Origin of the sequence: Methylobacterium indicum (genome assembly GCF_001043895.1) — a bacterium.
In the GTDB taxonomy this organism is placed as follows: Bacteria; Pseudomonadota; Alphaproteobacteria; order Rhizobiales; family Beijerinckiaceae; genus Methylobacterium; species Methylobacterium indicum.
In genome coordinates this window covers 1-26026 of sequence record NZ_JTHF01000010.1, presented here as the reverse complement: position 1 = coordinate 26026, position 26026 = coordinate 1, and the positions used below count along the sequence as shown (strand labels likewise).

The window sequence follows — 26026 nt, the reverse complement described above, 5'->3', positions numbered from 1 at the left end:
CCGCCCTGGCCGGCCGGCCAGCTGACCGTCGTCGAGGCGCCGAGCTCGGACTTCCAGGCCGGCGACACGTCGGACAGGTAGGTGGTGAAGATGTTGGTGGTGCCGGACGCGTCGGACCGGTAGACCGGGGTGATCGGGGCGTCGGGGAGCTTCACGCCCTCGTTGAGCTTGGCGATCTTCGGGTCGGACCACTTGCGGATCTTGCCCTGGTAGATCTCGGCCAGCACCTCGCCGGTCAGCTTGATCTCGCCCGGCTTGATCCCGGCGATGTTCACCACCGGGACGACGCCGCCCATGACGGTCGGGAACTGGACCAGGCCGTCCTTGGTCAGGGCCTCGCCCTTCAGCGGCGCGTCGGTGGCGCCGAAATCGACGGTCTTGGCCTGGATCTGCTTGATGCCGCCGCCCGAGCCGATCGACTGGTAGTTCAGGCCGTTGCCGGTCTCCTTGCGGTAGGCCTCGGCCCACTTGGAATAGACCGGGAACGGGAAGGTGGCGCCGGCGCCGGTGATGTCGAGGGCGAGCGCCGAGGTGGCGATCTGGGCAGTCGCGAGCCCGATGGCGAGCGCGTAGGAGAAAGGCTTCACTGGGTTCTCTCCGTGTTCGGATCGGTCAGGCACGATGCGGGGCGACGAGCGGTGCTGCCGTCATCCTGCCGTCGACAGCCGGCGAGGACGCGACCCGCCTCCCCGGACTGCGCCGGACCCCGACCTGATCCTTGCCAGGCCGTGTGTCGTCGCGGTGCGACGCATACGCCCAGCCTCACGCCGGCCCTATGACGATCCCATGACACTTGGATGACAGCCCCCGGCCGGATGCGACGTTTCGGCCGTCTCGCGCGTTGGAAGGGCGATGATCCGGGGCGGTGGCGCCTCTTCCAGCAGGACGCGATTCCCGTGCACGACCTCGACACGAAGACCGACGCGACCCGGGAGGGCGAGGCGGCCGGGCACCCGGACGAGCCGGGCCGCCGGGAGCTGCTGGACCTCCACGCCGAACGGGGGGCGCTGGAGCAGCGCCTCGCCCGCGCCGAGCAGGAGCGCCTCTACCTCGCCGACCCGGCCGCCGTCGCCGCGGCGCAGGCCGAGGAGGCCGCCCTGCTCGCCGATCTCGACCGCATCATGACACGCATCCGCGCCGCCGAGTACCGCAGCCAGCCCGGCGCCCGGACCTGGTAGGACCGGCCCCCGCCCGGGTGCGACGACGGAGGTGGGAACCTGGGCCGTACGAGGCCGTTGCCCCCGACGACCCGGGCCGCCGGCCCGGGCGCGGCCGCGCCTTCGCGCGGCAACGGGAGCGACGGCGATGCGGTGGAGCGACGGGCGGACGAGGCGAGCGCCGCGCGACGGGACGCGCGACCCGACACGGCACCGCCCGACGACGCCCTGATCCCCCGCCTGACCCGCCCGCGGCGATGCGCACCCGTCGACAGGTCCGCGCGGCGCCCCACTTGTCCCTCGAAGGAAGCTCCGGCGGAGTATGACGCGCGCGGCCCGGATCCGCGCCGCCCCGCCCTCCCTGGCTTCAGAACGTGAGAGTCGCATGGCGTCCACCGACAATCCCATCCTGGCCGCACCCGAGTCGAAGCCCGGCCTGCCGCCGACCGTGCAGCGCCATCTCGGCCACCAGCTGCGGGCGGCCTACGCGCCGCTGGAGACCGCGGCGACGCCGGAGGTCTTCCTCGCGCTGATCGAGCGGCTCGAGGCGGCGCTCGCCGCGCAAGGGCGCGCGGTCGAGCCGGCGTTCCGCGAGGGGATGCTGGCCGCCCTGTCGTCGCTGCGCGCCTTCGCGCTCTCGCTCACCAACAACGCCGCCCGGGCCGACGACCTCGTCCAGGACACGATCCTGCGCGCCTGGCAGAACCAGCACCGCTTCCAGCCCGGCACCAACCTCAACGCCTGGCTGTTCACCATCCTGCGCAACGCCTTCTACTCCGAGCAGCGCAAGCGGATGCGCGAGGTGCAGGACGAGGACGGCTCCTACGCCGCGCGCCTGTTCACCGCCCCCGACCAGGGCCACCGCCTCGACGTGCAGGACCTGCGCGCCGGCCTCGCCAAGCTGCCCCCGGACCAGCGCGAGGCGCTGATTCTCGTCGGCGCCGAGGGGCTGTCCTACGAGGAGGTGGCGGGCATCTGCGGCGTCGCGATCGGCACCATCAAGAGCCGGGTCAACCGGGCCCGCAACCGCCTCGCCGAGCTTCTCGGCTACAGCGACGACGACCTGACCGGCGACCGCATGATGCAGTCGGCGATGGGCGAGGGCGTCTGAGGACAGGGACGATTCCCGGAGGGGCCGTCGGCGGCCTCTCTCGTCGCGGGACTTGGACAGCGGGACTTGGGCAGCGGAAATCGGGGGTAGCGGGCGGAGTCGAGCCGCCGCGCCCCCGGAGTCATGAAGCTGTTATCTCAGCGGTTCTCCGCAGTTGCCGGGGTCCGGGGCGAGGGGTTAATTGGCCTTAACCTTCGGTGAGGCTCCCCCGTGACCGTCCCCAACGTGATGAAGCCCGGCATCGGCCGGTCGCGCGGCCTCGTGCGCAGCCTCGCCCTCGGCCTCCTGCTCGGCCTCGGCGCCGTCGGCGCCGGCAGCACCCTGGTCCAGGCGGCGGACGATGCCGGAGTGCTCGAGTTCCTGCTCGGCGAGGTGCCGCGCAGCCTCGGCCTGCCGGCCCGGGCGCCCCGGCCCCAGGCGGCCTTGCGCGAGCGGCGGGTGCGCTGGACCAGCCGTCCGGCCCACGCCACCGTCGAGGCCCCGCGCTGGGTCACCCCGGTCCACCGTGCCCGGGCATCCTCGGCCCAGGCATCATCGTCCCAGTTATCTTCCTCCCAGGCATCCTCGCCGAAGGCGGCCCCGCCGCGTCCGCGTCTGCAGCTGGCGATCGAGCAAACCGGGGAGCCGGCCGGGTTCGCACGCACCCGAGATCGCACCGTCTGCGTGCGCACCTGCGACGGCTACATGTTCCCGCTCGCCAACCTCGAGGGCCGCGAGGCCCTGCCGGCGCATCAGGAGGCCTGCCAGGCCGCCTGCCCGGGGGCCGAGACCGCTCTCTACACCGTACGGGCCGGCCAGGAGCTCGATCGGGCGGTGAGCCTCGACGGCCGGCCCTACCGCAGCCTGGCGGCGGCCTACATCTACCGGACGCGCCAGGTGCAGAGCTGCGCCTGCCGGCCCGGCGAGGGCGGCTACGCGCGGCTCCTCCTGCGCGACGCGACGCTTCGGCCCGGCGACGCGGTGGCGGCCGGGCCCGGGCCCCGGGCCGTCGGCGCCAAGGTCTTCGCCGGTCGCGACCGGGCCGGGGAGGCGCGCTTCGTCGAGTTCCGCCGCGCCGGAGCGCTCTCGGCCGGGGCCCGGCGCGATCTCGACCGCACCCTCGACGTCACGCGCCAGGAGCGTGCCCGGGCCGAGTTCAAGCGCTCGCTCGCCGCGGCCGCCAAGAGCCAGGGCGACGCCGGACGCCTGCGCTACGCCTCGCGCTCCCTGGGCTTTGCCGAAGTGGTGAGCGATGCCGGCTTCCTGCCGGTCCGGGTCGTGGCGCCCTCCCCGTTCCGCTGATCCGCCGGCCCGGCCGCGGCCTGTTGCGGGCCGGAGACAGGGCCGGTCTTCCGCGGTTCCGGACCCTCGCGGCGCTTGCGATTCACAGGCCCGCGGGAGGACAATGCTGTCGTTCCGGTTGCTCCGGTTTCCCCCTCATCATGCTGTCGCCCGCCATGTCGCCCGCGCTCGAGAATCGTCTGTTGCAGTACCGCGAAGTCGCGGCCGTGTTTCTGAGCTCGGGCCTGTTCTTCGCAGGATTGCTCGTCTGGGCCTGGATGGTGAGCTGAGGGGCGCGGGCGCCCTCGACAGGGCGGGGCCGCGCCGGCTAACCCGGGGGCTCCCCCCATGCCGCGTCAGGAGCCGGTCCGGTGAGCGAGTCTGAGGCACCCGAGGCGGCGCCCGCCTTCCAGCGCGAGGCCCCGGCGAGCGGGCGGGTCGAGGCGGTGTCGCCGCTGATCCGGCGGCTCGTCTGCCCGAATGCCGGCCCCTTCACCCAGAGCGGCACCTGCACCTACCTGGTCGGGCATGGCCGCGTCGCGGTGATCGATCCCGGCCCGGACCACCCGGAGCACCGGGCGGCCCTGCTGGCGGCGCTCGACGGCGAGAGCATCGAGGCGATCCTCGTCACCCACACCCACCGCGACCATTCCCCCGGCGCCCGCCCGCTCCGGGCGGCGACCGGCGCGCCGATCGTCGGCTGCGGCCCGCACCGGCCGGCCCGCGCCGTGCGGGGCCTCGAGCAGGGGCGCCTCGACGCCGCGGGCGATGCCGAGCACCGGCCCGACCGGGAGCTCACGGACGGCGAGAGCGTCAGCGGGCCGGGCTGGACCCTGACGGCGCTCGCGACCCCCGGGCACACCATGAACCACCTCGCCTTCGCCTTCGCGGAGGAGAACGCCCTGTTCTCGGGCGATCACGTCATGGCGTGGTCGACCAGCATCGTGGCGCCGCCCGACGGGGCGATGGGGCCCTACATGGCGTCCCTGGAGACGCTGCGCGGCCGGTCCGAGGCGGTGTACTGGCCCGGCCATGGCGGCCCGGTGCGCGATCCCCAGCGCTTCGTGCGCGGGCTCCTCGGCCATCGCCGCGCCCGCGAGGCCGGCATCCTGGAGCGGGTCTCGGCCGGCGAGCGCACCATCCCGGGCCTCGTCGCCGCCCTCTATTCCGGCCTCGACCCGATGCTGCGACCGGCCGCCGCCCTGTCGGTCTTCGCTCATCTCGAAGACCTGGTGGAGCGCGGCCGGGTCGCGACCGACGGTCCGCCGGCGCTCGATTCGGAGTACCGGCCGGCCTGACGGCATCGCTACCGCGTCGCCGCCGTGCGGGCGGTGAGCTTGTTGCCGTCCGGGTCGCGCAGATAGGCGACGAAGGCCCCGTTCGGGCGTTCCGTGGGCGGGCTCTCGATCGCGGTCCCGCCCTGCGCGACGCCGGCCCGGTGCCAGGCGAGGACCTGGTCGCGGCTCGCGGCGGCGAGACCGATGGTTCCCCCGTTGGCCGCGGTCGCCGGGTTGCCGTCGATCGGCGTCGTGACCATCAGCCGGCCGCCCGCATGGGCGTAGATCAGCCGGCCCCGGGCATCCATCGCGCCGGGCCCGCCGCCCAGGGCGGCGAAGGTGGCGTCGTAGAAGAGCCGTGCCCGTTCGAGGTCGTTGCTGCCGATCATGACGTGGGTGAACATGCGTCCCCTCCGGTCAGGAAGCCGAGCGCGCCGGAAATCCGGCGGCCTGGAGAGTTTCACGATCGCGCTGCCATCGCGAAGCTCTCCAAGTCTTTCTCTTGCCTCATTTTCTTCGACGAACCGGCATCCACTTCGTCGGAAAATGCTCGAGCGGCCGCCGGGCCTCCTCTCAGCCCTTCCAGTTCTTCAGGGCCGCGAACGGGCTGTCGGCGGCGGCCGATTTCGGCGGGGTGAGCACCGGCTCGACCTGGGCGACGGCGTCGCTGAGCGAGAACGCGGTGCCGCTCGGCAGCTTGCCGCCGGCGGCGTCCTGGTGGCCGCCGCCGCGGAACAGGCGGGCGCCGTCGAGGGCGGTGCCGTCGATCGAGCGGAACGACAGGGTGCCGGCGCGCTGCACGTTGACGAGGCGCTTGGCGCGCCCGCTCGCCATCACGAGGTCGGAGACCCGCTGGAAGGTGCCGGCATCGAGGGCGAAGGACAGGAGGGTGCCGTCCGGGAGCGCGTGGAACAGCGCGTCGGAGCGGGCGAGCGCCCGGGCCATCCGCTGCCGGGTGGTGAGGCGCGCGTCGTCGCTCGGCTCGTCGCGCATCAGATCGTCGACGATCGCGCCGCGGATCGCCGGCACGGCGCGCTCCAGCTCCGCCGGGGTGGCGCCGGTGCGCAGTTTCGCGGTCGCCTCCAGGAGCAGGCGGGCGACGAAGGGGTCGTGCGCCGGATGCCCGACCGGCACCAGCGTGCCGACATTGTCCCAGAAGATCTCGTCGAGGGCGAAGCCGCCGGGGAAATGCGGGTCCTCCTTGCGCCAGAGGTCGAGGGCGTCGACGGAGGCGACGAAGAGCGCCAGATCCTCGGCCCGGGCCGGATCGGGCGCCTTCGTGGCGAACAGGGCGTGGTGGGTCGCGACCATCTTGGTCGCGCTCGAATTCTCGTCGATCAGCACGGTGACGGACGGGTCGCCGAGATCGAAGCGCGACAGGCGCGGGTTCTCCGCATCGGCCTTCGGCTCCAGGTTCTGGCGGCGCATCTGGTCGATCGAGGAGGTGTGGTGGTCGAGCACCACCAGCCGGTGCGGGGCGTCGGCCTCGCGCTTGCGGTTCATGGCGGCGAAGCGGCGCAGGAACGCGATCGTCGGCTCCTCGATGCCGAGATCGGTGATCAGCACCATCTCGGCGGCCTTGGTCTTGGACAGGCGCTTCAATTCGTCGTCGACCACGGGGCCGACATCGCCGTAGCGCGGGACGTGCACGATGCGCGCCGGCTCGGCATAGGCCGCGACGAGGGTCGCGGCGCCGTAGCCGTCGAGGTCGTGGTGGGTGATCTGGGTCAGGCGCACGGGATCAGGGTCCAACGGTCGGTTCGGGTCGGTCGGGACGGGTCGGCGCATGGCGGACCCGTCCCGGCGAATCCCGCCAGCATAGCGGCATCGGCGCCGTCCCGGCAGGGGGCGGCCGGTCAGGACGGGACCGCAGGCTCGTCCGCCAGGCGCCGCAGCAGGTCGCGCAGCCAGCGATGGGCCGGATCGTCGTCGTAGGAGGCGTGCCAGAGCATCCCCACGGTGATCGCGTCGAGGGCGACCGGGACCGGGCTCACGGTCAGCCCCAGGGTCTCGGCGAAGAGATGCGCCAGACGGGCATGCATGGTGGTGAGCACCGGCGCGCTGCGCACCAGGAACGGCACCGCGACGAAGCGCGGCGAGGTGACCGCGAGGGTGCGGGCGAGCCCGAGCTTGGCGAGGGCGTCGTCGACCACCCCGTGGGCGGTCCCGCGCAGGCTCGTCAGCACGTGGGGGAAGCGCAGGTAGTCGTCGAGCGAGATCGGCGGCGTCAGTCCGACCTGGGCGGCGTTGAACAGGCAGACGTAGCTGTCGCGGTAGAGCAGGCGCTGCTTGTGGTGCGTCTGGCCGCGGAACGACAGGTCGATGGCGAGGTCGACCCGGTCGGCGTCGATCTCCTCCAGGATGTGGGCCCGGTCGACGGAGCGCAGGAGCAGGCTGATCCCCGGCGCCTCGCGACGCAGATGGGCGAGGAGCCGCGTGCCGAGCAGCACCTCCGTGCTGTCGGGCAGGCTGATCGTGAAGCTGCGCACCACCGTGCGGGGATCGAAGGCCTCGTCCCGGCGCACCAGGCCCTGGACCTGGCGCAGCAGCACCCGCAGCGGCTCGGCCAGGGCGAGCGCCCGCGGGGTCGGCCGCATCCCCTCGGGGGCGCGGGTGAGAAGCTCGTCGCCGAACAGGGTCCTGAGCCGCGCGAGCGCGCTGCTCATCGCCGACTGACCGATGCCGATGCGCGCCGCCGCCCGGGTCACGCTGCGCTCGGCGAGCAGCGCGTCGAGGGCGACCAGCAGGTTGAGATCGATCCGGGAGAGATCGATATGATCAATAGTCATTATCGATACGATCTGTTTGATCCATGCTGCACCGCAGCGCATATCACGTCCATGGATGCGGGGCCGCACCGAGCCCCGCCGCGACACGGACCACGCGATCATGACCCTGTTCACGACGATGCGCACGACGCTCCTGGCCGCCGCCACGCTGGCCGCCGCCTCCGCCGCCAGCGCGCAGGACCTCCGGCCGACCGGGGCGGCGAGCCTCGACCTCGGCCCCCTCGCCGGGGTCGCCTATTACCTCCCCGAGCCCGCGGGCTACCGGGTGGTGGTGACCCTGGCCTACCGCGCGCCCACCCCCGCCACCCGGTTCGAGACGGTGCTGGCCCCCGGCCAGAGCGTCACGGTCTCGACCCCGCAGGAAGCCGGTGCCCCGGCCCGGGCGGTGGCGATCACCCGCACCGGCGACGCGGTCGCGGTGACGCCGTTGCGGGGCTGGGACACCGTCGAGGCGACCGCCTCGGTGGAGTGACGCCCCCGAGGGCGGGCGGCCGTCAGGCCGCCCGCGACAGGTCGCCGTCGATGCCGGCGATCGCCCGCTCCAGGGCCGAGAAGCAGGCCGGGTCGAAGGCGGTGCCGACATCCTGGCGCATGATGCCCAGGGCCTTCGGGATCGGCATCGCGGCGCGGTAGGGACGGTCGGCGGTCAGCGCGTCGAACACGTCCGCCACCGAGACGATGCGGGTCTCCGGCGCGATGGCCTCGCCGGTGAGGCCGCGGGGATAGCCCTTGCCGTCGAGGCGCTCGTGATGGGCGCCGCCGATCCGGGCGATGGCGTGGAAGGCGGCCACGCGGGCGAGGATCGTCTCCGACAGGGCGGCGTGGTTGCGCATGTCGCGCCACTCGGCGTCGTCGAGCTTGGCCGCCTTGTCGAGGATCGCGTTCGAGACCCCGAGCTTGCCGATGTCGTGCAGGAGCGCCGCCCGGCGCAGCCAGCGGCGGCGCTCCGCCGCGTAGCCGAGTTCCGCCGCGATCATGTCGGCATAGACCGCGACCCGCTCGGAATGGCCGGAGGTGAAGGGGCTCTTGGCGTCGATCACCTGGGCGAAGGCCCGGGCGATGTCGTCGAGGTAGTCCTCGTCGACGACGAGGCCGGCCCGGGCCGGTTCGAGGGCGGCGACCGCATCCGCCACCGCGTCGGAGGCGAGCACGTCCCAGAAGCCGGGCGCCCGCACGGCCCGTTCGAGGGCCGCCACCGCGTCGGGGTCGAACCAGGAGCCGGCCCGGGCCCGCGCCTCGGCGAGCGCCGCCGCCGGGCCGGCGCTGGTGTGGAAGACGTCGACCACCTGCGCCAGCAGTGCGATGCGGGCATAGAGCGGGATCCCGGATCCGGCGCGGCGGTCGGGCCGGCCCTTGCCGTTCCAGTGCTCGTCGAGGGCGTGGATCGCCTCGCAGACGGAGGGGGGGAAGCGCAGGCGCGCGGCGATCTCGGCCCCGCGCTGGCAGCGGGTCTGGATCAGGTCGTCGACGATCTCGCCGCCGTTCTGCAGGATGTTGAGGACCGCCCGGAAGCGCTCGGCGAGGCCGGCCTTGAGCCCGGTATGCGAGAAGACGAAGCCCAGGACCTGGGGCAGGCTGTCGCTCACCGACTTGAAGTCGCGCTTGAAGCCGATGTCGTCGGACAGGTAGAGCTCGCAGATCCGCGCGGCGTTGCTGGAGCAGCCGAGGTCCTTCAGCATCACCGTGTAGTAGAGTTCCCAGAGGCGGTCGGGGTCGAGGCCCATCTCCCGCCCGACATGCATGCCGATCCAGGTCGCGCGGACGCAATGCCCGGGGGGCTGGCCCTCGGTCAGGTCGAGGGCGTGGCTGAGCGCCCCGAGCAGCTCGGATAGCGGGATGCCGCTCTCGGGCGTCTCCCCGACGGCATGCAGGCTCGGCGACATCGGGCTCCCCCTCCCCTTCTTCGTGCGCCGGAATGGCAGCCGGGAATGAAGGATTGCTGAGCGATCCACAGAGGATGCGATGCTGTGCGAAAGCGGCCCGGGAATGCCCCGCGCCGCGACCGGCCGCCGCCCCGCCGGCCGATCCGCCGTCAGCCGGGCAGCCGCGTCACCCGGGTCAGCAGGCAGCCCGGCCGTGCGGTGTGGATGTTGACGAAGGCCGTGCGGGGATCGGCGAGTGCCCGGTCGAGGGGCGCATCGACCTCGGCGCCGGCACAGACCTGCCCGAGATCGTACAGGCAGAGGTCGTCGGCGTCGTAGGCCCGGACCGAGACGAGGGGGTTGACCCGCACGATCGGGGCGACCGCGTTGGCCGTCGTGGCGCGGGGACACGCGGCCTCGTGCAGGAAGATCGGGCTCGGCGTCCAGTAGATCCCGAGCGGCCGCGGCAGGTCGTAGGAGCCGAGCAGCACGGTTTCGCCGGCCCGCGCCGGGCGCAGGCAGTGGCGGCAGGGAAAGCCGCCCTCCGGCGTCGCGACGACCCGCCGGACGGGGTTGCCCCGATCGTCGCGGCCGGTGCGGCGAAAGCGGTCGGCGGTCGCCGTGGGAATCGCCTCGCAGTGGAACGGGGTCATGTCGGCACCTCCTTCCGGCGTGCCTACGCGCCCCGGCCCTGCGCCGCATCCCGCTCCTTGCGGTCGAATTCCGGCGTCACGCCCCGCCCCCGGCGGCGACCGCCTCGATCAGGCGCAGATGCGCCGGCAGGCAGACCCGCCCGAGATCGTAGGACAGGGCCGTCTCGCGCGCGGCCGCCCGCAATGGGGCGACGGCGGCAGGGTCGGCCAGCACCGAGACCACCGCCTCGGCGATCGCCCGGCGCGAGAAGAAATCGACCAGGAGGCCGTTCCGGCGATGCCGGATCACCTCCTCGACCGGCGGCGTCGCCGAGCCGACGATGCAGGCCCCGAGCGCCATCGCCTCCAGCATCGACCAGGACAGGACGAACGGATAGGTCAGGTAGACGTGGACCATCGAGACCCGCAGCAGGTCGACGTAGTCGCGGTAGGGGATGTTTCCGACGAAATGGACCCGCGACAGGTCGAGATCCGCCCGGACCTCGTCGAGGAAGATGTCGCGCCAGGTCCGGCCGGCGGGGGGTTTCGCGCCGTAGCTGGTGTCGCTGCCGCCGACGATCACCGCCCGGGCCTTCGGCCGTCGGCGCAGGATCTCGGGCAGCGCCCGCATGAAGCTGTGATAGCCGCGATAGGGTTCGAGGTTGCGGTTGACGAAGGTCACGACCTCGTCGCCGACGCCGAGGGACAGGCTGTCGCGGCCGAGCGTGATCCGCACCCGCGGGTCCGGCCGCAGCAGGTCGGTGTCGATGCCGTCGTGGATCACGGTGAGCCGGTCCCGGAAGGCGGCCGGGATGCGGCTCGCCTGCCAGGCGGTGGGGCTGACCAGCCGGTCGGAGGCCTCGAAGGCGAGGAGCTGCGCGGCGTTGCGTGCGCGGGTGCGGAAGGCATCGCCCTCCGCGCCGGGAAATTCCGGGTCGAAGCCCGTATCGGCGCCCGTCGCGCTGTAGAAGAACTCCGCGAAGGTCAGGAGCCGGGCCCGCGGCCAGACGTCCTTGAGGAAGAGCGTCTCGCCCCAGCCCGAATGGCCGCAGATCACGTCCGGGCAAAACCCCTCGGCCTTGAGGGCGAGCGCCGCCCGCGCCGCCGCCTCGCCCCGCAGGGTCGCGGTCTCGAAGCTCGCCGCCGGCGGATGGATGCCGGGCGTCGAGCGGCCGGTCACCGCGTAGCGGAGGTGGCGCACCCCCGGCAGGGTCGGCGCCGGATTGATGCCGAGCGCCACCACCTCGGCGCCGGGCCGGGCCGCCAGCGCCGGGGCGATGTGCCGGTACTGGCCGGGAAAGTTCTGGTGGACGAAGAGGACGCGCATCGGATCCCGGGCCGCCCCGTCGCGGCAAAGGACGGGTCCCCGGCTGTATCACCGGTCCCGGCCTCGGCGGAGTCGCGGGGGCGGCGGCATTTGCGTCCGGGCCGCGCCTGTCGCCATCTGGCCGGGAAAACGGACGACGAGGGGGAGACCGGATGCTGACCCTGCGCCAGATCGAGGTCGCCCGCGCCGTGATGGTGACCGGGACCATCGCGGGCGCGGCGCGCCTCCTCAACGTCTCGGCGCCGGGGATCAGCCGGCTGATGAAGTACACCGAGGCCTCGCTCGGCTTCCGGCTGTTCGATCGGCGGGCCGGGCGCCTCGTACCCTCCGAGCAGGCGCGCCACGTCTTCGCGCAGATCAACGCGGTCTTCGACAAGATCGAGGATCTGCGCTTCGTCCTGGAGCGCACGCAAGGCGGCGCCGGCCAGGAACTGCTGATCGGCTCGGTGCCGTCGATCTCGCACGTCATGGTGCCCCGCGCGATCGAGCGGGTCCGCAACGCCTATCCCCACCTCGTCATCGACATCAACATCCTCAAGCTCGAGGAGGCGATCGACTACCTGCTGCTGGGCAAGGGCGAGGTGGTGGCGATGAGCTACCGCCTCGACCACCCGGCGCTCACCTTCGAGCCGCTGGCCCGCGGCGGCCTGTTCTGCATCGTGCCGCTCGACCATCCCCTCGCCGCCCGGTCCTCGATCTCGGCCGACGAGATCGCGCGCCATCCCCTGATCGGCATCGACCCGAACGACCCCTACGGCCGGATCATGTCCGACATCTTCCGCGAGCGCGGCCTGTCCTACGGGATCACGATCCGGGCCCGCTTCGGCTCGACGGTGTGCTCCCTGGTGCGGGCCGGCCTCGGCATCGCGGTGATCGACCAGTTCACCATCGCGGACGACGCCTTCCCGGGCGTGCGCGTGCTGCCGATCGACGAGGCGCCGGTCTTCGAGACCTGGATTGCCATGAAGGCCGGCACGGCGCTCAGCATGTTCGCCGCGAGCTTCGTGCGCTTCCTGCGCGAGGAGATGGCGCGGCCCGGTCAGGTCAGGCCGCCCTCCGCTCGACCGTAACATGATGTTACGATCGTCGCGTAACTTGGTACTCATGGTGAGGGCGCCGCGGGCGTAAGGTCCGGTCCAGGGAGAGCTCGCCACGGGCGGGCGCAGACGAACGAGGGCCGCCCGCATGACTCATTCAGAGATGGCTCACGGACATGCCAGGCCCGTCCTGCTCGGCCTGATCGGCTCGCCGATCGCCCATTCCGCCTCGCCGGCGATGCACGAGGCCGCCGCCGAGGCGCTGGGGCTCGAGGCCCATTACCAGCTCATCGACGTTCCGGGCGCCGATGCGGCGCAGCTGCAAAGCCTGCTCGCGGCGCTGGCGCCGATCGGGTTCGCCGGCGTCAACGTCACCTACCCGTACAAGGAAGCGGTGCTGCCGCTCCTCGACGGGCTGTCGGCGGGCGCCCGCGCCGTCGGCGCCGTCAACACGATCGTCGTCCGCGACGGCCGGCTCATCGGCCACAACACCGACATGACGGGCTTTTCCCGTGCTCTGGTGCAGGCCTTCGGGCCGCGGCCCGAAGGACCCGTGGCGCTGATCGGGGCCGGGGGCGTCGGCAAGGCGGTCGCGGTGGCCCTGGCGGCGTTCGACGGCGTCGAGATCCGCCTCGTCGACGCGAACCCGGCCAAGGCCGAGGCGGTGGCGGCCTCGCTCGCCGGCCACGCCGCGATACGGGTATGCCGGAGCCTCGCGGCGGCGCTCGACGGGGCGCGCGGCGTCGTCAACGGCACGCCGGTCGGCATGCTGCCGGATCGCGGCACGCCGGTCCCGGCGGAGCTGCTGCGGCCCGGGATGTGGGTGGCGGACGCGGTCTATTCGCCGCTCTGGACGCCGCTCCTGACCGATGCCGCCCGGATCGGCGCCCGGACCATGACGGGGCGCGAACTCGCGATCCACCAGGCCCTCGACGCCTTCGCGCTGTTCACCGGCCGCGAGGCGCCCGCCGAGGCGATGGCGCGGGCCTTCGACCGCGTGGTGGCGCCGCCCGCCGGCTGACGCCGGTGCGCGAGGCCGATCGTCCCCTCTGCGTCCGCCTTGCGCTCCGCGGACGGACATGAAATTGCGCACAATGCATTTCGATCGAGATTTACTTGACGCGATCGCCCTCGGTACACTCGCAGACAAACCAAGCTGACCCAATGCCGCCCGGATCCCGAAGGCGGCAACGGCCACACCAACCACAGGAGGAAACCCCGATGAGTGCCGTTCCGGCAGGACATCCCCACGACCGTCAGCAATCGAAGAAGGCCGCCGCCAGCGCCTGGATCGGCTCGGCGCTGGAATACTACGACTTCTTCATCTACGCGACGGCGGCATCGCTGATCTTCCCGCAGCTGTTCTTCCCGTCCAACAATCCGACAGTGGCGATCGTGGCCTCGCTCGCCACCTACGGCGTCGGGTATGTCAGCCGGCCGATCGGCGCCTTCGTGCTCGGCCACTGGGGCGACACCCACGGCCGCAAGTACGTCCTCGTCCTGTGCATGTTCCTGATGGGCTTCTCGACCATCGCGGTCGGGCTCCTGCCCACCTACAGCCAAGTCGGCATCCTCGCGCCGATCCTGCTCGTGATCCTGCGGCTGATCCAGGGCTTCGCCGTCGCCGGCGAGATCTCGGGGGCGAGCTCGATGACCATGGAGCACGCGCCGCTCGGCCGCCGCGGCTTCTTCGCCAGCTTCGCCCTGCAGGGCGTCCAGGCCGGCCAGATCCTCGCCGCCGCGGTGTTCCTGCCGCTCGCCGCCTACATGCCGACCGAGGCGTTCAATTCCTGGGGCTGGCGCATCCCGTTCCTCCTGAGCTTCCTCGTCATCATCGTCGGCTACGTCATCCGCCGCGAGGTCGACGAGACCCCGGCCTTCGCCCAGGAGGAGAAGCAGGGCGAGGTCGCCCGCGCCCCGATCGTCGAGGCCTTCACCACCTCCTGGCCCGACATGCTGCGGGTGGTGTGCATGGCGCTGATGAACGTGATCCCGGTCGTCACCACCATCTTCGGCGCGGCCTACGCGGTGCAGGCGGCCTACGGCATCGGCTTCCACAAGGACGTCTACCTGTGGATCCCGGTGCTCGGGAACATCGTGGCGGTGATCGTGATCCCGATGGTCGGCAACCTGTCGGACAAGATCGGCCGCCGCCCGCCGATCATCGTCGGCGCGCTCGGCGCGGGCCTCCTGTCCTTCGGCTACCTGTACGCGATCAGCATCGCCAACGTGCCGCTGGCGATCGTGATGTCGATCCTGATGTGGGGCATCGTCTACCAGGGCTACAACGCGGTCTTCCCGAGCTTCTTCCCCGAGCTCTTCCCGACCCGCACCCGCGTCTCCGCGATGGCGATCTCGCAGAACGTCGGCACCGCCATCACGGCGATGCTGCCGGCCCTGTTCGCCACCGTGGCGCCCCCCGGCTCGGCCAACATCCCGCTCACCATCGGCTCGATCGCGCTCGCGATCACCGCGGTGGCGGCGGTCGCGGCCTTCTCGGCCCGGGAGACCTACCGCATCCCGATGAAGGACCTCGGCCAGCCCCGCGCGGTGCCGGTGCCGCAGGCCGAGTACGACCGGCTGCGCAACGAGGCGATGGCCTGACGGCGCCCGGCCCGGGCTTTGCCCGGGCCGACCGGGGACGAAGCGGGCCGGGCGCGGATGGCGTCCGGCCCGCTTCGTTTCCGTTAGAGCCCGTCCGCCACGCGGATGCCTCAGCTCACCCGGTCGAGACCCTCCCCGGTCGCCGACACCACCTGGTTGCGGCCGCCCGCCTTGGCGGCATAGAGCGCCCCGTCGGCCCGGGCGAGCAGGCTCTCGAGGGTGTCGCCCTCGCTCCAGGCGGCGAGGCCGAGGCTGCAGGTGACCGGGATCGGTCCGCGCAGGCCCGGCACCCGCAGGCGGGCGCAGGTCGCGCGGATCCGCTCGGCCACCACGCCGGCGCCGCCGAGGCCGTGGCCGGGCATCAGCACGGCGAATTCCTCGCCGCCGATCCGGCCGGTCAGCGCCCCGGTCTCCTTGAGCACGTCGGCGACGGCGCGGATCACCCGGTCGCCGCCATCGTGGCCGTGCCGGTCGTTGATCGCCTTGAAGCGGTCGATGTCGATCATCAGGGCGGTGAGAAGCTCGGGCGGCCGGATCGCCGCCAGGCAGTCCCTCGCCCGGCGCGTGAAGCCGTGGCGGCCGAAGAGCTGCGTCAGGCCGTCGGTGTCCGCGTCGCGGATCAGCCGGCGCTGCAGGCTCAGGCCCCGCTCGACCACCCGCAGGCGGGCATGCAGCTCCGCCGCCTCCGGCGGCTTGGGAATGAAGTCGTCGGCGCCGCTGTCGAGCACCTCGCCGAGGCGCCGTCCGGCCCGGTCGGCCGACATCGCGATCACCGCGAGCGGGCGGGTCGTGCCAGCGAGCGTGCGCAGGGACCAGCACAGTTCGAGGCCGCAGAGCGGCGCGACCTCGAGGCTGGTGATCACGCAGGCCACGTCCTCGTGGGCCGCCACATGGGCGAGGGCCTGCGCGGAATCGGAGAACGCATCGACCACATGTCCCCCCTCCGCGACGAGGCGGGCGACGATCTTGCGCAGGGTCAGGCCGGGTTCGACGAGGACGATACGCATCGGGGCCCGCGGGAAGGATACGGCCGCGCTCTCGCCCGGCCACTGGACTGCGATCCTCGCTCCGCATGGAGCACAGGACCATAAAGGGGAGTTAATCGATGCCCGACATCTCTGGTAGACGTCCTGTTTGTCCCCCATCGAACAGGCTAGATCGGGTTAGGCCGCGATCCCGCCGCGGCCAAAGCTGCCTAATGCATACCGGATATCGGTCGAGGCGGAGCCGCACGGAAACCGGCGGCGGCGGCGCGGAACCGGCCCAGGACCCGCGACGCTGGATTTCGCCGGCCAGATAGGGCATCGGGCGCAGCATCCCCCCTCGCGACACGGCGCCCCATGACCGAGACCTCCCCGCTCCCGCAGGCCGCGCGCCCGAAGCTCGTCCTCGCCTCGGCCTCGCCCCGGCGCCTCGCCCTGCTGCAGCAGGCCGGACTGGAGCCGGACGCCCTGCTGCCGGCCGACCTCGACGAGGCGCCGCTCAAGGGCGAGAAGCCCCGCGACCTCGTGCGCCGCCTCGCCCGGGCCAAGCTCGACGTGGCGGCCGCCGCGGCGCGCGGCACCGGGGAACTCGGCCAGAGCTACGTGGTGGCGGCCGACACGGTGGTGGCGGTGGGCCGGCGCATCCTGCCGAAGGCCGAGGTGACCGACGAGGCGGCGGAATGCCTGCGGATGCTGTCGGGCCGCGCCCACCGGGTCTATACCGCGATCTGCGTCCTGGGCCCGAAGGACCGGCCGCGGGAGCGCCTGATCGAGACCCGGGTGCGGTTCAAGCGCCTGTCCTCCCGCGAGATCGACGCCTATCTCGCCAGCGGCGAGTGGCGCGGCAAGGCGGGCGGCTACGCGATCCAGGGACTGGCCGGCTCCTTCGTGGTCAAGCTCGTCGGCTCCTACAGCGCCGTGGTCGGCCTGCCGCTCTACGAGACGGTCGGCCTGCTCGAGGGCGAGGGATACCCGGTCCGCGGCGCCTGGCGCGACGCGGGTTGAGGCACGACAGGAGGCGCAGATGACGACGCCCGACGACGACACGCCGAAGCAGGCCTGCCCGATCTGCGGCAAGCCGACGGCACCGGCCTACACGCCGTTCTGCTCGAAGCGCTGCGCCGATGTCGATCTGCAGCGCTGGCTCAGCGGGCGCTACGCCATCTCCGGCCGCGAGGACGACGCCCTCGGCCAGGATGACGGCACGCACGAGGAGTGAGACCCATGTCCGGACGACGACGTCCGGACATGGGTATCGCGAGCCTACATGGGCATCGCGAGATGGGCATCGCGAGCCCGCGCGGCGCCCGGGCGAGGCCGAAAGCCGGCTGGGCGGGACAATCGGCCGGATGTCGCGGAAAGGATACTGCGGGAGAGCAGGGAACGGCCGGGAGCCTCCCCGGTTGACGGCGGCCCGACACACCGCCCGCGAGGCCCTGCCCCATGTCGTCCGATTTTCCGAACCCGCTCACCAAGCATCCCCGCCCGCCCTTCGAGGCCCAGCCGCAGGGCTTTCCGGGCCTGACCGGACGGATGAAGCCGGAGCCCGACCACGGCGAGGCGAGCTACAAGGGCGCCGGCAAGCTCACCGGCAAGGCGGCGCTGATCACCGGGGGCGATTCCGGCATCGGCCGGGCGGTCGCCATCGCGTATGCCCGCGAGGGCGCCGACGTGGCGATCTCCTACCTGCCCTCCGAGCAGGGCGACGCCGAGGCCGTGGCGCAATGGGTCGAGAAGGCCGGGCGCCGCGCCCTCCTGCTCCCGGGCGACCTCAAGGACCGGGCCTATGCCCACGAGATCGTGGCCCGCACCGCCGAGACCTTCGGCCGGCTCGACGTGGTGGTGAATAACGGCGCCTTCCAGCAGCCGAACCAGGACCTCGCCTCGATCGACGAGGACGTCTTCGAGGAGCATTTCCGCACCAACGTCTTCGGGGCCTTCTCGGTCACCAAGGCGGCGATGGCGCACCTCAAGCCCGGCGCCTCGGTGATCTTCACCTCGTCGGTGAACTCCAAGCACCCGATGCCGTCGCTGCTGGCCTACAGCGCCACCAAGGGCGCGCTCAGCAACCTGGTGCTGAGCCTGTCGCAGCTCCTCGCCGAGAAGGGCGTGCGGGTGAACGGCGTGCTGCCCGGCCCGATCTGGACCCCGTTCATCCCATCCGGGATGGAGCAGGATTCGGTCACGTCGTTCGGCAGCCAGGTCCCGTTCGGGCGTCCGGGCCAGCCGGCGGAACTCGCCTCGGCCTATGTCATGCTGGCCTCCGACGAGAGCAGCTATACCTCGGGCGCGCTGGTGACGGTGGCGGGGGCGATGCCGGTTTTGTGAACCTGCCGGCCCCGGCCGAGGACGGCGGTCGAGGAGCGGCCGCGGCACTTCGGCTGCCCCCGCTCGAAAAGCGATGTCCAATCCACCTCACGACCTCATCCTGAGGCGTTAGTCCATTGAAGATGGACTAACCTCGAAGGAGGGCTCCAGACGTCTCTCAGATCCCTGGACACCTCCTTCGAGGCTCCCTCCGTTCGCCTGCGATCTTCGATCGCCAACACATCAGGATGAGGTCGATGGCCGGATGGAAAATTATTGCGGCATCTGCCGCACCCTTCAAACGACCCGGGCTCACCCCGCCCGGTCCGCCGTGTCGATCGTGATCCCGCCTCCGACGACGCGGGAGACGCAGGTGCAGAGCTGGGCGTCGGTCGCCTTCTGGGCGTCGCTGAAGAAGACGTCGCGGTGGTCCACCGTGCCGTCGGCGTCGAGGATCTTCACCGTGCACAGGCCGCACTCGCCGCGCCGGCAATCGGAGATCATGCCGACGCCCGCCGCCTCCAGCGCCTCGAGCATCGTCTGGCCGCGGCCGACCACGATCTCCTTCGACAGGCGCGGGATGCGCACGGTGAACGGCTCGGCAGCGTGGCGCCCGCCGGTGCCGAAGGTCTCGAAGCGCAGGGACTGCGCCGGCCGGCCCGACACCGTCCAGGCCCGGCGGGCCGCCTCCATCATCCCGAGCGGGCCGCAGATATAGGCCTCGCCGCCCGGCGCCAGGGCGGCGATGGCGGCGGGAAGGTCGATCCGCCCGCCCTCCGCGTCGGCGACGGTCTCCAGCCGGTCGCCGATCCGGGCCCGCAAATCGTCGGCGAGCGCCAGGTCCTGCCGGGTCCGCGCCGCGTAGAGCAGGCGGAACGGCGCGCCGGCCTGGTGGAGCGCCAGCGCCATGGCGTGGAGCGGCGTGATGCCGATGCCGCCGGCGACGAGCAGATAGCCGGGCCGGCCATGGGTGAGGGCGAAGTGGTTGCGGGGCCCCGAGATGCCGAGCCGGGCGCCGGGTTCGAGCCCGTGCATGTAGGCCGAGCCGCCGCGGCTGTCGGGCAGGCGCTTCACGGCGATGCGGTAGAGACCGTCCGCCGCGGACTCGAGCAGCGAGTAGGAGCGGGTATCCGGCCGCTCGCCGATCATCACCGCGACCCCGAGATGGCTGCCGGGCGACGCCGGCGCCACGGCGCCCAGGGGCTCGATCTCGAGGAGGCGGATATCGGGCGTCAGCGCCCGGGTGGCGCGCAGCCGCGCGGGACGCCAGTCGGTCGGCGCGATGTCGTGCGAACTCACGGCGCTACTCCGCCGCCATGCCGGCCGCGGCCGGATCCTTCACCGCCCTCCCGGCCGGCCCCCTGCCCTCGGCCGCCATCATCCCGTCGATCAGGCGGTGCGCCCACAGGGAGCCGGCATCGATGTTGAGGTTGTAGAAGGGCTGGCGCGGCTGGCGGTCGATCGCCCGCTGCTGGGCCTCCAGCACGTCGTGGTCCTGGTCGTAGACGCCCTTGCCGTCGTTGACGTGAGCCAGGGTGAGGCGCTTCGTCAGTTCCTCGTCGTCGGTGCGGAAGCTGCGCACGAAGTTCCAGAAATAGTGGCAGCTCGTCGCGGTCTCCGGCGTGATCGCCGCCAGGAAGAAGCCGTTGACGCCCTGGGACCGGTCGCCCCGGCGCGCCCCGGTGCCGGCGAGCGCCACGCCGACATCGCCCGCCACCACGCTCGGCGCCTCGAACCGGATGATCTGCCAGCGGTCGACATGGCCGGGCCGCCCGAGGTTGCGCGCCCAGAACGGCGGCGGCTCGATGCCCTCCATCCAGCGCTCCACGGTGACGCAGGTCTCCGTATGCGTCACCTCGAACGGGCTGCGGGTGATCGCGTCGTCCCCGATGCTGCCGGCATGGACGTGGGTCTCGTGGGTCAGGTCCATCAGGTTGTCGATGACCAGCCGGTAATTGCACTTGAGGCCGTAGAAGGTGCCGCCCTCGCCGACCCAGGGCGCATCGCTGTTCCAGTGGAAATCCGGCACGAGGTCGGGATCGGCGAGCGCCGGATCGCCCATCCAGAGCCAGACCAGGCGGTAGCGCTCCACCGCCGGGAAGGCGCGCACGCAGGCCGAGGGATTGATGGTCTCCTGGGCCGGCATGTGGGTGCAGCGGCCGGCGGCGTCGAAAACGAGGCCGTGATAGCCGCACATCACCTGGTCGCCCTTGAGGTGGCCGAGCGAGAGCGGCATCAGCCGGTGCCAGCACGCATCCTCGAGCGCCGCCACGCCGCCGTCGGTACGGCGGTAGAGCACCACGTCCTTGTCGCAGATCCGCCGCGGCGTCAGGGCCCGGCCGATCTCGTGGTCCCAAGCCGCGGCGTACCACGCATTCAGGGGAAAGCCCGTCGCCTCGGTCATCGGTGTCTCCTCCCAGGGTGCCTCTCGTCCCGGCCGGTCTTGATGCCGTCCCGGGTCGCTCGGGTGCGCGCGACTTGACCGTTTCGGGCCGGCGCGGCGGGTCCGGGGGACCGCGCGCCGGGCCGCCGGCCGGTGTTGCGCCGCACACAGGTTTCTCCTGCCGGATCAGCCGCTTGGAACCGGTCCGGCTCGGGTGTGAGACGCTAGCGGCGCCCGTCGTCCCGGGCCATGGACGGGCCCCGAAATTCCTTGGACGGATCCGGCGCGCTCCCGTAGCCTCGCGGGCGGGAGGACACGGCGATGCAGGTGCGGCGGGAGCGGCCGATCCCGGTCTTTCGCCTGTACGGCGAGACCGCCGAGGCGACGGTGCCGGGCTTCGTCCATGCCGAGCGGATCGGCACCAGCGCGGCCCTGCACGACTGGGAGATCGCGCCCCACCGCCACGGCGCCCTGTCGCAGGGGCTGGTGATCACGAAGGGCACCGGCGCGCTGTCGCTCGATGCGAGCCGCGAGGAGTTCTGCGCGCCCTGGCTGGTCTGGGTGCCGTCCGGCGTGGTCCACGCCTTCTCGTTCCGGCCCGGCACCGACGGGGTGGTGCTGTCGCTCGCCGACGACTTCCTCGCCGCCGTGCTCGATCCCGACCCGGAGGCGGGCCGGCTGCGCGCCACCACCGAGGCGACGTTCAGCGGCCGGCCGGGCTCGCCGGAGGAGATCGACCTCGATCTGGCCGGCCTCGTCCAGACGCTCGCCCGGGAGGCCGCCGGCGCCCTGCCGGGAGCGGCGAGCGCGGTGGCGGCCCTGGTCAAGCTTCTCGTCGTGGGGGTTCTGCGGACCCGCGCCGCCCGCTCGATCACCGAGCCGGCGGCGCTGGCACGGGCCGACCTGCATCGCCGCTTCCGGCGCCTCGTCGAGATGCACCTGCGCGAGGGCTGGCCGATCGCCCGCTTCGCCGCCTCCCTGGGGGTCACGCCGGACCGGCTCCACGCCGCCTGCACCGAAGCGGTGCGGCGCTCGCCGCAGGGCATCCTGCACGACCGCCTGATGCTGGAGGCCAAGCGCAGCCTGATCTACACGACGCTGCCGGTCTCGAAGATCGCCTTCGACCTCGGCTTCAACGATCCGGCGTATTTCTCACGGTTCTTCGCGGCGCGCGCGGGGTCGAGCCCGGCGACGTTCCGGCGCGAGAACCGGAGCGGCGAGATTTGACGATCCCCCGGCCGCAGAAGCGTCGCCGCGAGATCGCATTCGATTTTCAAGGAGAAGGAGTGGCTCCCCGAGTAGGACTCGAACCTACGACAAGGCGATTAACAGTCGCCTGCTCTACCAACTGAGCTATCGGGGAATGCCGGTCGGCGCTCGCGTTCGGGCGCCGACGAGGGGCTTCTTAGCCAGTTCATTCGGGCCGCGCAACCCCGATGTCGCGCGTCAGCGCGGCGGGCAGGCCGAGGCGAACGGGCCGACCGTCAGGTCGCCCTGCCGGGGAGCGTTGAGCACGAACGGCTCGGTGCCGCCCTGGCCGAACCCCATCAGGCCGAGATCGTAGTAGCAGCGATCGAGGACCGCCGTGAACGTGTAGCTGTCCTGCGCCACCGGGGGGCCGACCGGCACCAGCCGCCCGCGGGGGCCCCGGGCGGCGCAATGGGCCGCGATGTCGACCCGGCCCGGGGCGAGCATGCGGATCGCGCGCGAGGAATGCGGCGGGATGCCGACGCTCGGGCCACCGTTGCGGCTCGCCACCGCGAAGTAGGGCGAACGGTTGACGACGCGCCGGACGCAGCCGGCCTCCGCCGCGCTGCTGATGCCGCCGGCGAGCAGAGCCGCCGCCGCCGACCACAGATAGAGCCGCTTCACGCCCGGCCGCATGGCTGACCTCTCCTTGACCCGTCCCGCGCATCGCCCGCGTGACAGGAGAACACCTAACGCGCCGCCCGGCTCCGGCCAGGCTTGCTGCGTAGAGGCCCGCAGGCCGCAGGGACCCGCGCATGCGCCTCCCCGCGGAACGGAACGGCAGAGCTTGGCGTTGAGTTCCGGTCGCGGTGGGACGACGGCCCTCGGCTGCCGCACCGCCCCTCGAACCGCCCGCCCCCTGGACCTCCCGCTCCGGAGCCCCGATGCGCCTACGTTCCCTGCTGCTGGCCCTCTTCCTGCTCGCCGGATTCGGCGGTCTCGCCGGCGCCTCGCCGCTGATGCCGAGCGCCGCCGTGACCACCGCCCTCGACCAGCCCTCGACGGTCGAGACCGTGCGCTGGCGCCGCCATAGGCATTGGCACCGGCGGCACTGGCATCGCCGTCATTGGCACCACCGGCGCCACTACCGCCGGCACTGGCATCACCGTCGTCACTGGCACCATCGCCGCCATTACGCGCGCCACCACTATCGCCGTCACAGGCATGTCTCGCACCGGCATGTCGGTCGGCTGCATTTCAGCCGTCCGGCCGCCCGCCCGGTGCGCTGGATCGAACCCCGCCGCGACGGACGCTGAGCCGTGAGCGAGCAGCCGCCCGAACCCGGACCCGAGGGACGTTCCCGCGACTGGCTCGATCTCGGCGGGGCGGCCAAGCCGGTCGATCCGCAGGGAGCCCCGCAGGGAACGCCCCGGGGAGCCCCAGCCGCCGGGCGGTTCGCGGGGCTCTCCCGCGCCGCCGCCGGGTTCGGAGCCCAGATCGGTCCGGCGGCCCGTTCGGGATTCGCTCGGGCGCGGGCCGGCGCCGCCGGCCTCGCCGCGCATCCCGCCACCCGCCGTGCCGCCGCCGCGACCGCGGCGGCCTGGCGGCCCGCCGCGGCCTTCGCCCGGCGGGTGCCGTGGCTGCGGATGACGGCCGGGGCGGCGGTCCTGCTGGTCGGCCTCGTTCTCGCCTACACGCTCTACGCCCTGGTGACCCTGCCGGTGAATGGCGGCCTCACGGTCGAGCCCACGGCCTCGGCCCTGGTGGTGCGGGCCGCCGACGGACAGGCCTTCGCCACCCGCGGCGTCATCAAGGGGGCGAAGCTCTCGCCCAAGGAGGTGCCGCCGGTCCTCGCCAAGGCGATCGTGGCGATCGAGGACCGCCGCTTCTACGAGCATCACGGCATCGACCTGCGCGGGCTCCTGCGCGCCGCCCTGCGCAACGCCGCCGCCGGCGGCACCCGGGAGGGCGGCTCGACGCTGACCCAGCAGCTCGTGCGGATGAGCTACCTGTCGCAGGACCGTACCCTGAAGCGGAAGGTGCAGGAGGCGGTGCTGTCCCTGTGGCTCGAATCGCAGCTGCCGAAGGACGAGATCCTCACCCGCTACCTGAACGCGGCCTATTTCGGCGCCGGCGTGTACGGCGCCGACGCGGCGGCGCAGCGCTATTTCGGCAAGCCGGCTAAGGACCTGACCCTGAGCGAGGCCGCCATGCTGGCGGGCCTCGTACGGGCGCCCTCGCAGCTCGCTCCCCACCGCAACCTCGACGGGGCGCGCGGCCGCGCCGCCCAGGTGCTCGACGCGATGGTGGAGACCGGGGCGATCACCGCCAAGGAGGCGGAGGCGGCCAAGGGCGCCCCCGCCACCGTACGGGTGCCGACGGAGACGCCGGTCGGCACCAACTACTTCGTCGACAACGTGGCCGATTCGGTCCGCGGCCTGATCGGTACCGGGCCGGCGGATGCCACGGTGCGCACCACCCTCGATCTGACGCTCCAGAACATCGCCGAGAGCGTGATCGCCCGGCGCCTCGACCAGGACGGCGAGCGGCGGAAGGTCTCGCAGGGCGCCCTCGTCGCGATGGCGCCCGACGGAGCGATCCTGGCGATGGTCGGCGGGCGCGACTACGCCGACAGCCAGTTCAACCGCGTCACCCAGGCCAAGCGCCAGCCGGGCTCGCTGTTCAAGCTGTTCGTCTACCTCACCGCCCTGCAGCAGGGCTACCGGCCGGACTCGACGATGGTCGACCGCCCGACCCAGATCGGCGAGTGGGAGCCGGAGAATTACGGCGGGCGCTATCGCGGCGCGGTGACCCTGCGCTCGGCTTTCGCCCACTCGATCAACACCGTGGCGGTCCAGCTCGCCGAGGCGGTCGGCATCCCGGCGGTGATCGAGACCGCGCGGGGGCTCGGCATCGCCTCCGAGCTGCCGAACCTGCCGAGCCTGGCGCTCGGCTCGGCCGAGACGACGCTCCTCGAGATCACCCGGGCCTACGCGGCGGTGGCGGCGGGCGCCGAGACCGTCGAGCCCTACGGCGTGCGCCAAATCCTCGCCCGCGATCAGACGCTCTACACGCGGCCGCAAACCGCCCCGACCCCGGCCCGCGACCAGGCGGCGCGCACCGGGATGCTCGATCTTCTGAACGCCGTCATCCGCGAGGGCACCGGCAAGAACGCCCGGGTCTCGGTGCCCGCGGGCGGCAAGACCGGCACCACCCAGGACAGCCGCGACGCCTGGTTCGTCGGCTTTGCCGGCGACCTCGTGGTCGGGGTCTGGCTCGGCAACGACGACAATTCGCCGATGGCCGGCGTCACCGGCGGCGACATGCCGGCCCTGATCTGGCACGACTTCGTCACCCAGGCCCTCGCCGCGCGGGCCAAGGCCGGCAGGAGCGAGGCAGGCAGGAGCGAGGCCGGCAAGGCGCAACCGGGCAGGCCCGAGGCCGCCCGCTCCGCCCCGATGCCGCAGACGGCCAGCATCGCCGAGCCCGACATCGATCCGCGGAACGGACAAGATCCGGCCGGCCGGGATCTGGCGGGCCGCCCGGTGCTGCGGGGCTCGCCCGCGGTGGTCGATACCGGCACCCTCGATTTCGACGGGCGCACGGTGCGGCTCACCGGGGTCGAGGGGCTGACCGGCCGCAACGCCCGCGAGCTCGGCCGCTACCTGCGCCGCCGCGACGTCGCCTGCGCGCCGGCCGAGGGCGGCGCCTATCGCTGCTCCCTCGACGGCCAGGACCTGTCCGAGCTGATCCTGTTCAACGGCGGCGGCCGCGCCAGCGCCGATGCGACCCCGGACCTGCTCGCCGCCGAGGAGCAGGCCCGCTCGAACCGGATCGGCATCTGGCGGCGGTGATCGGGACCGAGCCCGATCGCGGATACCGGCGGCGGGCCCGTGGGTCTCTTGCCTTCTCTATCCTTCGTCCGGGCAGGTCGTCCGGAAGACGTCGAGACGGGGGGAGCGCGGGCTTCCCCCTCTCCCCGCAGGCGGCAGGGTTGTCCAAGGAGAGCTGTGGCGAGACTCCCCTCTCCCGTGTGGGCTAGCATGTTCACACTTCTCCTCAGAGAGCTAACCCCCTGTAGAGGTGCACGCTTTCCCCTCCCCCTTGTG

Annotated in this window: 26 protein-coding genes and 1 tRNA gene; 15 read left to right on the top strand and 12 right to left on the bottom strand. The window is 72.5% G+C overall.

From position 1 onward, the window contains the following. Positions 1–587, bottom strand: a 587-nt coding sequence (gene pstS / locus QR78_RS01370) for a phosphate ABC transporter substrate-binding protein PstS (protein WP_048425683.1), incomplete at its 3' end; no start/stop codon positions are given. A gap of 309 nt (positions 588–896) precedes the next feature. On the opposite strand from pstS, the gene QR78_RS01365 reads away from it, so the two are divergent. The 5 genes from QR78_RS01365 (at position 897) to QR78_RS01350 (ending at position 4826) form a co-directional block, all read left to right on the top strand. Continuing rightward, on the top strand, positions 897–1178 hold the full coding sequence (locus QR78_RS01365) for a hypothetical protein (protein WP_048425689.1): 282 nt from the start codon (positions 897–899) through the stop codon (positions 1176–1178). Between the two features lie 364 nt (positions 1179–1542). Beyond that, positions 1543–2268: a sigma-70 family RNA polymerase sigma factor gene (locus QR78_RS01360; RefSeq protein WP_048425682.1), complete on the top strand. Its 726-nt coding sequence runs from the start codon at positions 1543–1545 to the stop codon at positions 2266–2268. Between the two features lie 210 nt (positions 2269–2478). Next, entirely contained in the window at positions 2479–3549 is a 1071-nt protein-coding gene (locus QR78_RS01355; protein WP_053220755.1) for a DUF2865 domain-containing protein, read from the top strand. A gap of 140 nt (positions 3550–3689) precedes the next feature. Beyond that, entirely contained in the window at positions 3690–3818 is a 129-nt protein-coding gene (locus tag QR78_RS36415; protein ID WP_274534411.1) for a hypothetical protein, read from the top strand. 81 nt (positions 3819–3899) lie between these two features. Further along, positions 3900–4826: an MBL fold metallo-hydrolase gene (locus QR78_RS01350; protein WP_048425681.1), complete on the top strand. Its 927-nt coding sequence runs from the start codon at positions 3900–3902 to the stop codon at positions 4824–4826. 8 nt (positions 4827–4834) lie between these two features. On the opposite strand, the gene QR78_RS01345 is transcribed toward QR78_RS01350, so the two are convergent. The 3 genes from QR78_RS01345 to QR78_RS01335 all read right to left on the bottom strand — a co-directional run bounded on the left by QR78_RS01345 (position 4835) and on the right by QR78_RS01335 (position 7594). Further along, positions 4835–5209, bottom strand: a complete 375-nt coding sequence (locus QR78_RS01345; protein ID WP_048425680.1) for a VOC family protein — start codon at positions 5207–5209, stop codon at positions 4835–4837. Between the two features lie 169 nt (positions 5210–5378). Continuing rightward, entirely contained in the window at positions 5379–6542 is a 1164-nt protein-coding gene (locus QR78_RS01340; protein ID WP_048425679.1) for a dimethylmenaquinone methyltransferase, read from the bottom strand. 119 nt (positions 6543–6661) lie between these two features. Further along, entirely contained in the window at positions 6662–7594 is a 933-nt protein-coding gene (locus QR78_RS01335) for a LysR family transcriptional regulator (RefSeq protein ID WP_048425678.1), read from the bottom strand. A gap of 100 nt (positions 7595–7694) precedes the next feature. On the opposite strand from QR78_RS01335, the gene QR78_RS01330 reads away from it, so the two are divergent. Further along, positions 7695–8066, top strand: coding sequence for a hypothetical protein (locus tag QR78_RS01330; RefSeq protein WP_244276606.1), 372 nt, complete (start codon positions 7695–7697; stop codon positions 8064–8066). Positions 8067–8088: 22 nt separating this feature from the next. On the opposite strand, the gene QR78_RS01325 is transcribed toward QR78_RS01330, so the two are convergent. The 3 genes from QR78_RS01325 to QR78_RS01315 all read right to left on the bottom strand — a co-directional run bounded on the left by QR78_RS01325 (position 8089) and on the right by QR78_RS01315 (position 11415). Further along, positions 8089–9477: an HD-GYP domain-containing protein gene (locus QR78_RS01325; RefSeq protein ID WP_089504275.1), complete on the bottom strand. Its 1389-nt coding sequence runs from the start codon at positions 9475–9477 to the stop codon at positions 8089–8091. A gap of 149 nt (positions 9478–9626) precedes the next feature. Next, positions 9627–10109: a DUF1203 domain-containing protein gene (locus QR78_RS01320; protein ID WP_048425677.1), complete on the bottom strand. Its 483-nt coding sequence runs from the start codon at positions 10107–10109 to the stop codon at positions 9627–9629. 76 nt (positions 10110–10185) lie between these two features. After that, complete coding sequence (locus QR78_RS01315; protein WP_048425676.1) at positions 10186–11415, bottom strand: glycosyltransferase family 4 protein; 1230 nt, start codon at positions 11413–11415, stop codon at positions 10186–10188. A 152-nt stretch (positions 11416–11567) separates the two neighbouring features. Here QR78_RS01315 and QR78_RS01310 point away from each other — a divergent pair, with 152 nt between their 5' ends. From QR78_RS01310 to QR78_RS01300, 3 genes are all read left to right on the top strand, one after another. Beyond that, positions 11568–12485 (top strand): LysR family transcriptional regulator, encoded by a 918-nt coding sequence (locus QR78_RS01310; RefSeq protein WP_048425675.1) that lies wholly within the window; start codon positions 11568–11570, stop codon positions 12483–12485. A gap of 115 nt (positions 12486–12600) precedes the next feature. Continuing rightward, on the top strand, positions 12601–13473 hold the full coding sequence (locus QR78_RS01305) for a shikimate dehydrogenase (protein WP_167349663.1): 873 nt from the start codon (positions 12601–12603) through the stop codon (positions 13471–13473). A gap of 200 nt (positions 13474–13673) precedes the next feature. Then, positions 13674–15056 carry an MFS transporter gene (locus QR78_RS01300; RefSeq protein WP_048425673.1) on the top strand — a complete coding sequence of 461 codons (1383 nt, stop codon included), beginning with the start codon at positions 13674–13676 and terminating at the stop codon, positions 15054–15056. 110 nt (positions 15057–15166) lie between these two features. Here the strand turns inward: QR78_RS01300 and QR78_RS01295 are convergent, their stop codons facing one another. Then, complete coding sequence (locus tag QR78_RS01295; RefSeq protein WP_048425672.1) at positions 15167–16063, bottom strand: GGDEF domain-containing response regulator; 897 nt, start codon at positions 16061–16063, stop codon at positions 15167–15169. Positions 16064–16396: 333 nt separating this feature from the next. Between QR78_RS01295 and QR78_RS01290 the strand changes: the two genes are divergently transcribed. The 3 genes from QR78_RS01290 (at position 16397) to QR78_RS01280 (ending at position 18367) form a co-directional block, all read left to right on the top strand. After that, on the top strand, positions 16397–17044 hold the full coding sequence (locus tag QR78_RS01290) for a Maf-like protein (protein WP_048425671.1): 648 nt from the start codon (positions 16397–16399) through the stop codon (positions 17042–17044). 19 nt (positions 17045–17063) lie between these two features. Next, a complete protein-coding gene (locus tag QR78_RS01285; protein WP_048425670.1) occupies positions 17064–17258 on the top strand; it encodes a DNA gyrase inhibitor YacG in 195 nt (64 codons plus the stop codon). Positions 17259–17482: 224 nt separating this feature from the next. Continuing rightward, positions 17483–18367 carry an SDR family oxidoreductase gene (locus QR78_RS01280; protein WP_048425669.1) on the top strand — a complete coding sequence of 295 codons (885 nt, stop codon included), beginning with the start codon at positions 17483–17485 and terminating at the stop codon, positions 18365–18367. A 291-nt stretch (positions 18368–18658) separates the two neighbouring features. On the opposite strand, the gene QR78_RS01275 is transcribed toward QR78_RS01280, so the two are convergent. Then, the gene (locus QR78_RS01275; protein ID WP_244276605.1) at positions 18659–19645 is read right to left on the bottom strand and encodes a PDR/VanB family oxidoreductase; all 987 of its coding nucleotides are present in this window, start codon (positions 19643–19645) and stop codon (positions 18659–18661) included. Between the two features lie 4 nt (positions 19646–19649). Beyond that, positions 19650–20750 (bottom strand): aromatic ring-hydroxylating dioxygenase subunit alpha, encoded by a 1101-nt coding sequence (locus QR78_RS01270; protein ID WP_048425668.1) that lies wholly within the window; start codon positions 20748–20750, stop codon positions 19650–19652. A gap of 300 nt (positions 20751–21050) precedes the next feature. Between QR78_RS01270 and QR78_RS01265 the strand changes: the two genes are divergently transcribed. Continuing rightward, positions 21051–21956, top strand: coding sequence for a helix-turn-helix domain-containing protein (locus QR78_RS01265; protein ID WP_048425667.1), 906 nt, complete (start codon positions 21051–21053; stop codon positions 21954–21956). A 60-nt stretch (positions 21957–22016) separates the two neighbouring features. Here QR78_RS01265 and QR78_RS01260 read toward each other — a convergent pair. Both QR78_RS01260 and QR78_RS01255 read right to left on the bottom strand, forming a co-directional pair. After that, positions 22017–22092 (bottom strand) — tRNA-Asn (locus tag QR78_RS01260). An 83-nt stretch (positions 22093–22175) separates the two neighbouring features. Beyond that, positions 22176–22613, bottom strand: coding sequence for a hypothetical protein (locus QR78_RS01255; RefSeq protein WP_048425666.1), 438 nt, complete (start codon positions 22611–22613; stop codon positions 22176–22178). Between the two features lie 248 nt (positions 22614–22861). Between QR78_RS01255 and QR78_RS01250 the strand changes: the two genes are divergently transcribed. Beyond that, positions 22862–23233 (top strand): hypothetical protein, encoded by a 372-nt coding sequence (locus tag QR78_RS01250; RefSeq protein WP_048425665.1) that lies wholly within the window; start codon positions 22862–22864, stop codon positions 23231–23233. Between the two features lie 3 nt (positions 23234–23236). Then, positions 23237–25771: a PBP1A family penicillin-binding protein gene (locus tag QR78_RS01245; RefSeq protein WP_082172191.1), complete on the top strand. Its 2535-nt coding sequence runs from the start codon at positions 23237–23239 to the stop codon at positions 25769–25771. Positions 25772–26026 lie beyond the last annotated feature (255 nt).

What these genes read in the sequence shown, in the direction of transcription:
- QR78_RS01360 (WP_048425682.1), top strand. Translation starts at nt 1,543, where the DNA reads ATGGCGTCCACCGACAATCCCATCCTGGCCGCACCCGAGTCGAAGCCC.
- QR78_RS36415 (WP_274534411.1), top strand. Translation starts at nt 3,690, where the DNA reads ATGCTGTCGCCCGCCATGTCGCCCGCGCTCGAGAATCGTCTGTTGCAG.
- QR78_RS01345 (WP_048425680.1), bottom strand. Translation starts at nt 5,209, where the DNA reads ATGTTCACCCACGTCATGATCGGCAGCAACGACCTCGAACGGGCACGG.
- QR78_RS01335 (WP_048425678.1), bottom strand. Translation starts at nt 7,594, where the DNA reads ATGACTATTGATCATATCGATCTCTCCCGGATCGATCTCAACCTGCTG.
- QR78_RS01330 (WP_244276606.1), top strand. Translation starts at nt 7,695, where the DNA reads ATGACCCTGTTCACGACGATGCGCACGACGCTCCTGGCCGCCGCCACG.
- QR78_RS01325 (WP_089504275.1), bottom strand. Translation starts at nt 9,477, where the DNA reads ATGTCGCCGAGCCTGCATGCCGTCGGGGAGACGCCCGAGAGCGGCATC.
- QR78_RS01320 (WP_048425677.1), bottom strand. Translation starts at nt 10,109, where the DNA reads ATGACCCCGTTCCACTGCGAGGCGATTCCCACGGCGACCGCCGACCGC.
- QR78_RS01315 (WP_048425676.1), bottom strand. Translation starts at nt 11,415, where the DNA reads ATGCGCGTCCTCTTCGTCCACCAGAACTTTCCCGGCCAGTACCGGCAC.
- QR78_RS01310 (WP_048425675.1), top strand. Translation starts at nt 11,568, where the DNA reads ATGCTGACCCTGCGCCAGATCGAGGTCGCCCGCGCCGTGATGGTGACC.
- QR78_RS01305 (WP_167349663.1), top strand. Translation starts at nt 12,601, where the DNA reads ATGACTCATTCAGAGATGGCTCACGGACATGCCAGGCCCGTCCTGCTC.
- QR78_RS01300 (WP_048425673.1), top strand. Translation starts at nt 13,674, where the DNA reads ATGAGTGCCGTTCCGGCAGGACATCCCCACGACCGTCAGCAATCGAAG.
- QR78_RS01295 (WP_048425672.1), bottom strand. Translation starts at nt 16,063, where the DNA reads ATGCGTATCGTCCTCGTCGAACCCGGCCTGACCCTGCGCAAGATCGTC.
- QR78_RS01290 (WP_048425671.1), top strand. Translation starts at nt 16,397, where the DNA reads ATGACCGAGACCTCCCCGCTCCCGCAGGCCGCGCGCCCGAAGCTCGTC.
- QR78_RS01285 (WP_048425670.1), top strand. Translation starts at nt 17,064, where the DNA reads ATGACGACGCCCGACGACGACACGCCGAAGCAGGCCTGCCCGATCTGC.
- QR78_RS01280 (WP_048425669.1), top strand. Translation starts at nt 17,483, where the DNA reads ATGTCGTCCGATTTTCCGAACCCGCTCACCAAGCATCCCCGCCCGCCC.
- QR78_RS01270 (WP_048425668.1), bottom strand. Translation starts at nt 20,750, where the DNA reads ATGACCGAGGCGACGGGCTTTCCCCTGAATGCGTGGTACGCCGCGGCT.
- QR78_RS01265 (WP_048425667.1), top strand. Translation starts at nt 21,051, where the DNA reads ATGCAGGTGCGGCGGGAGCGGCCGATCCCGGTCTTTCGCCTGTACGGC.
- QR78_RS01255 (WP_048425666.1), bottom strand. Translation starts at nt 22,613, where the DNA reads ATGCGGCCGGGCGTGAAGCGGCTCTATCTGTGGTCGGCGGCGGCGGCT.
- QR78_RS01250 (WP_048425665.1), top strand. Translation starts at nt 22,862, where the DNA reads ATGCGCCTACGTTCCCTGCTGCTGGCCCTCTTCCTGCTCGCCGGATTC.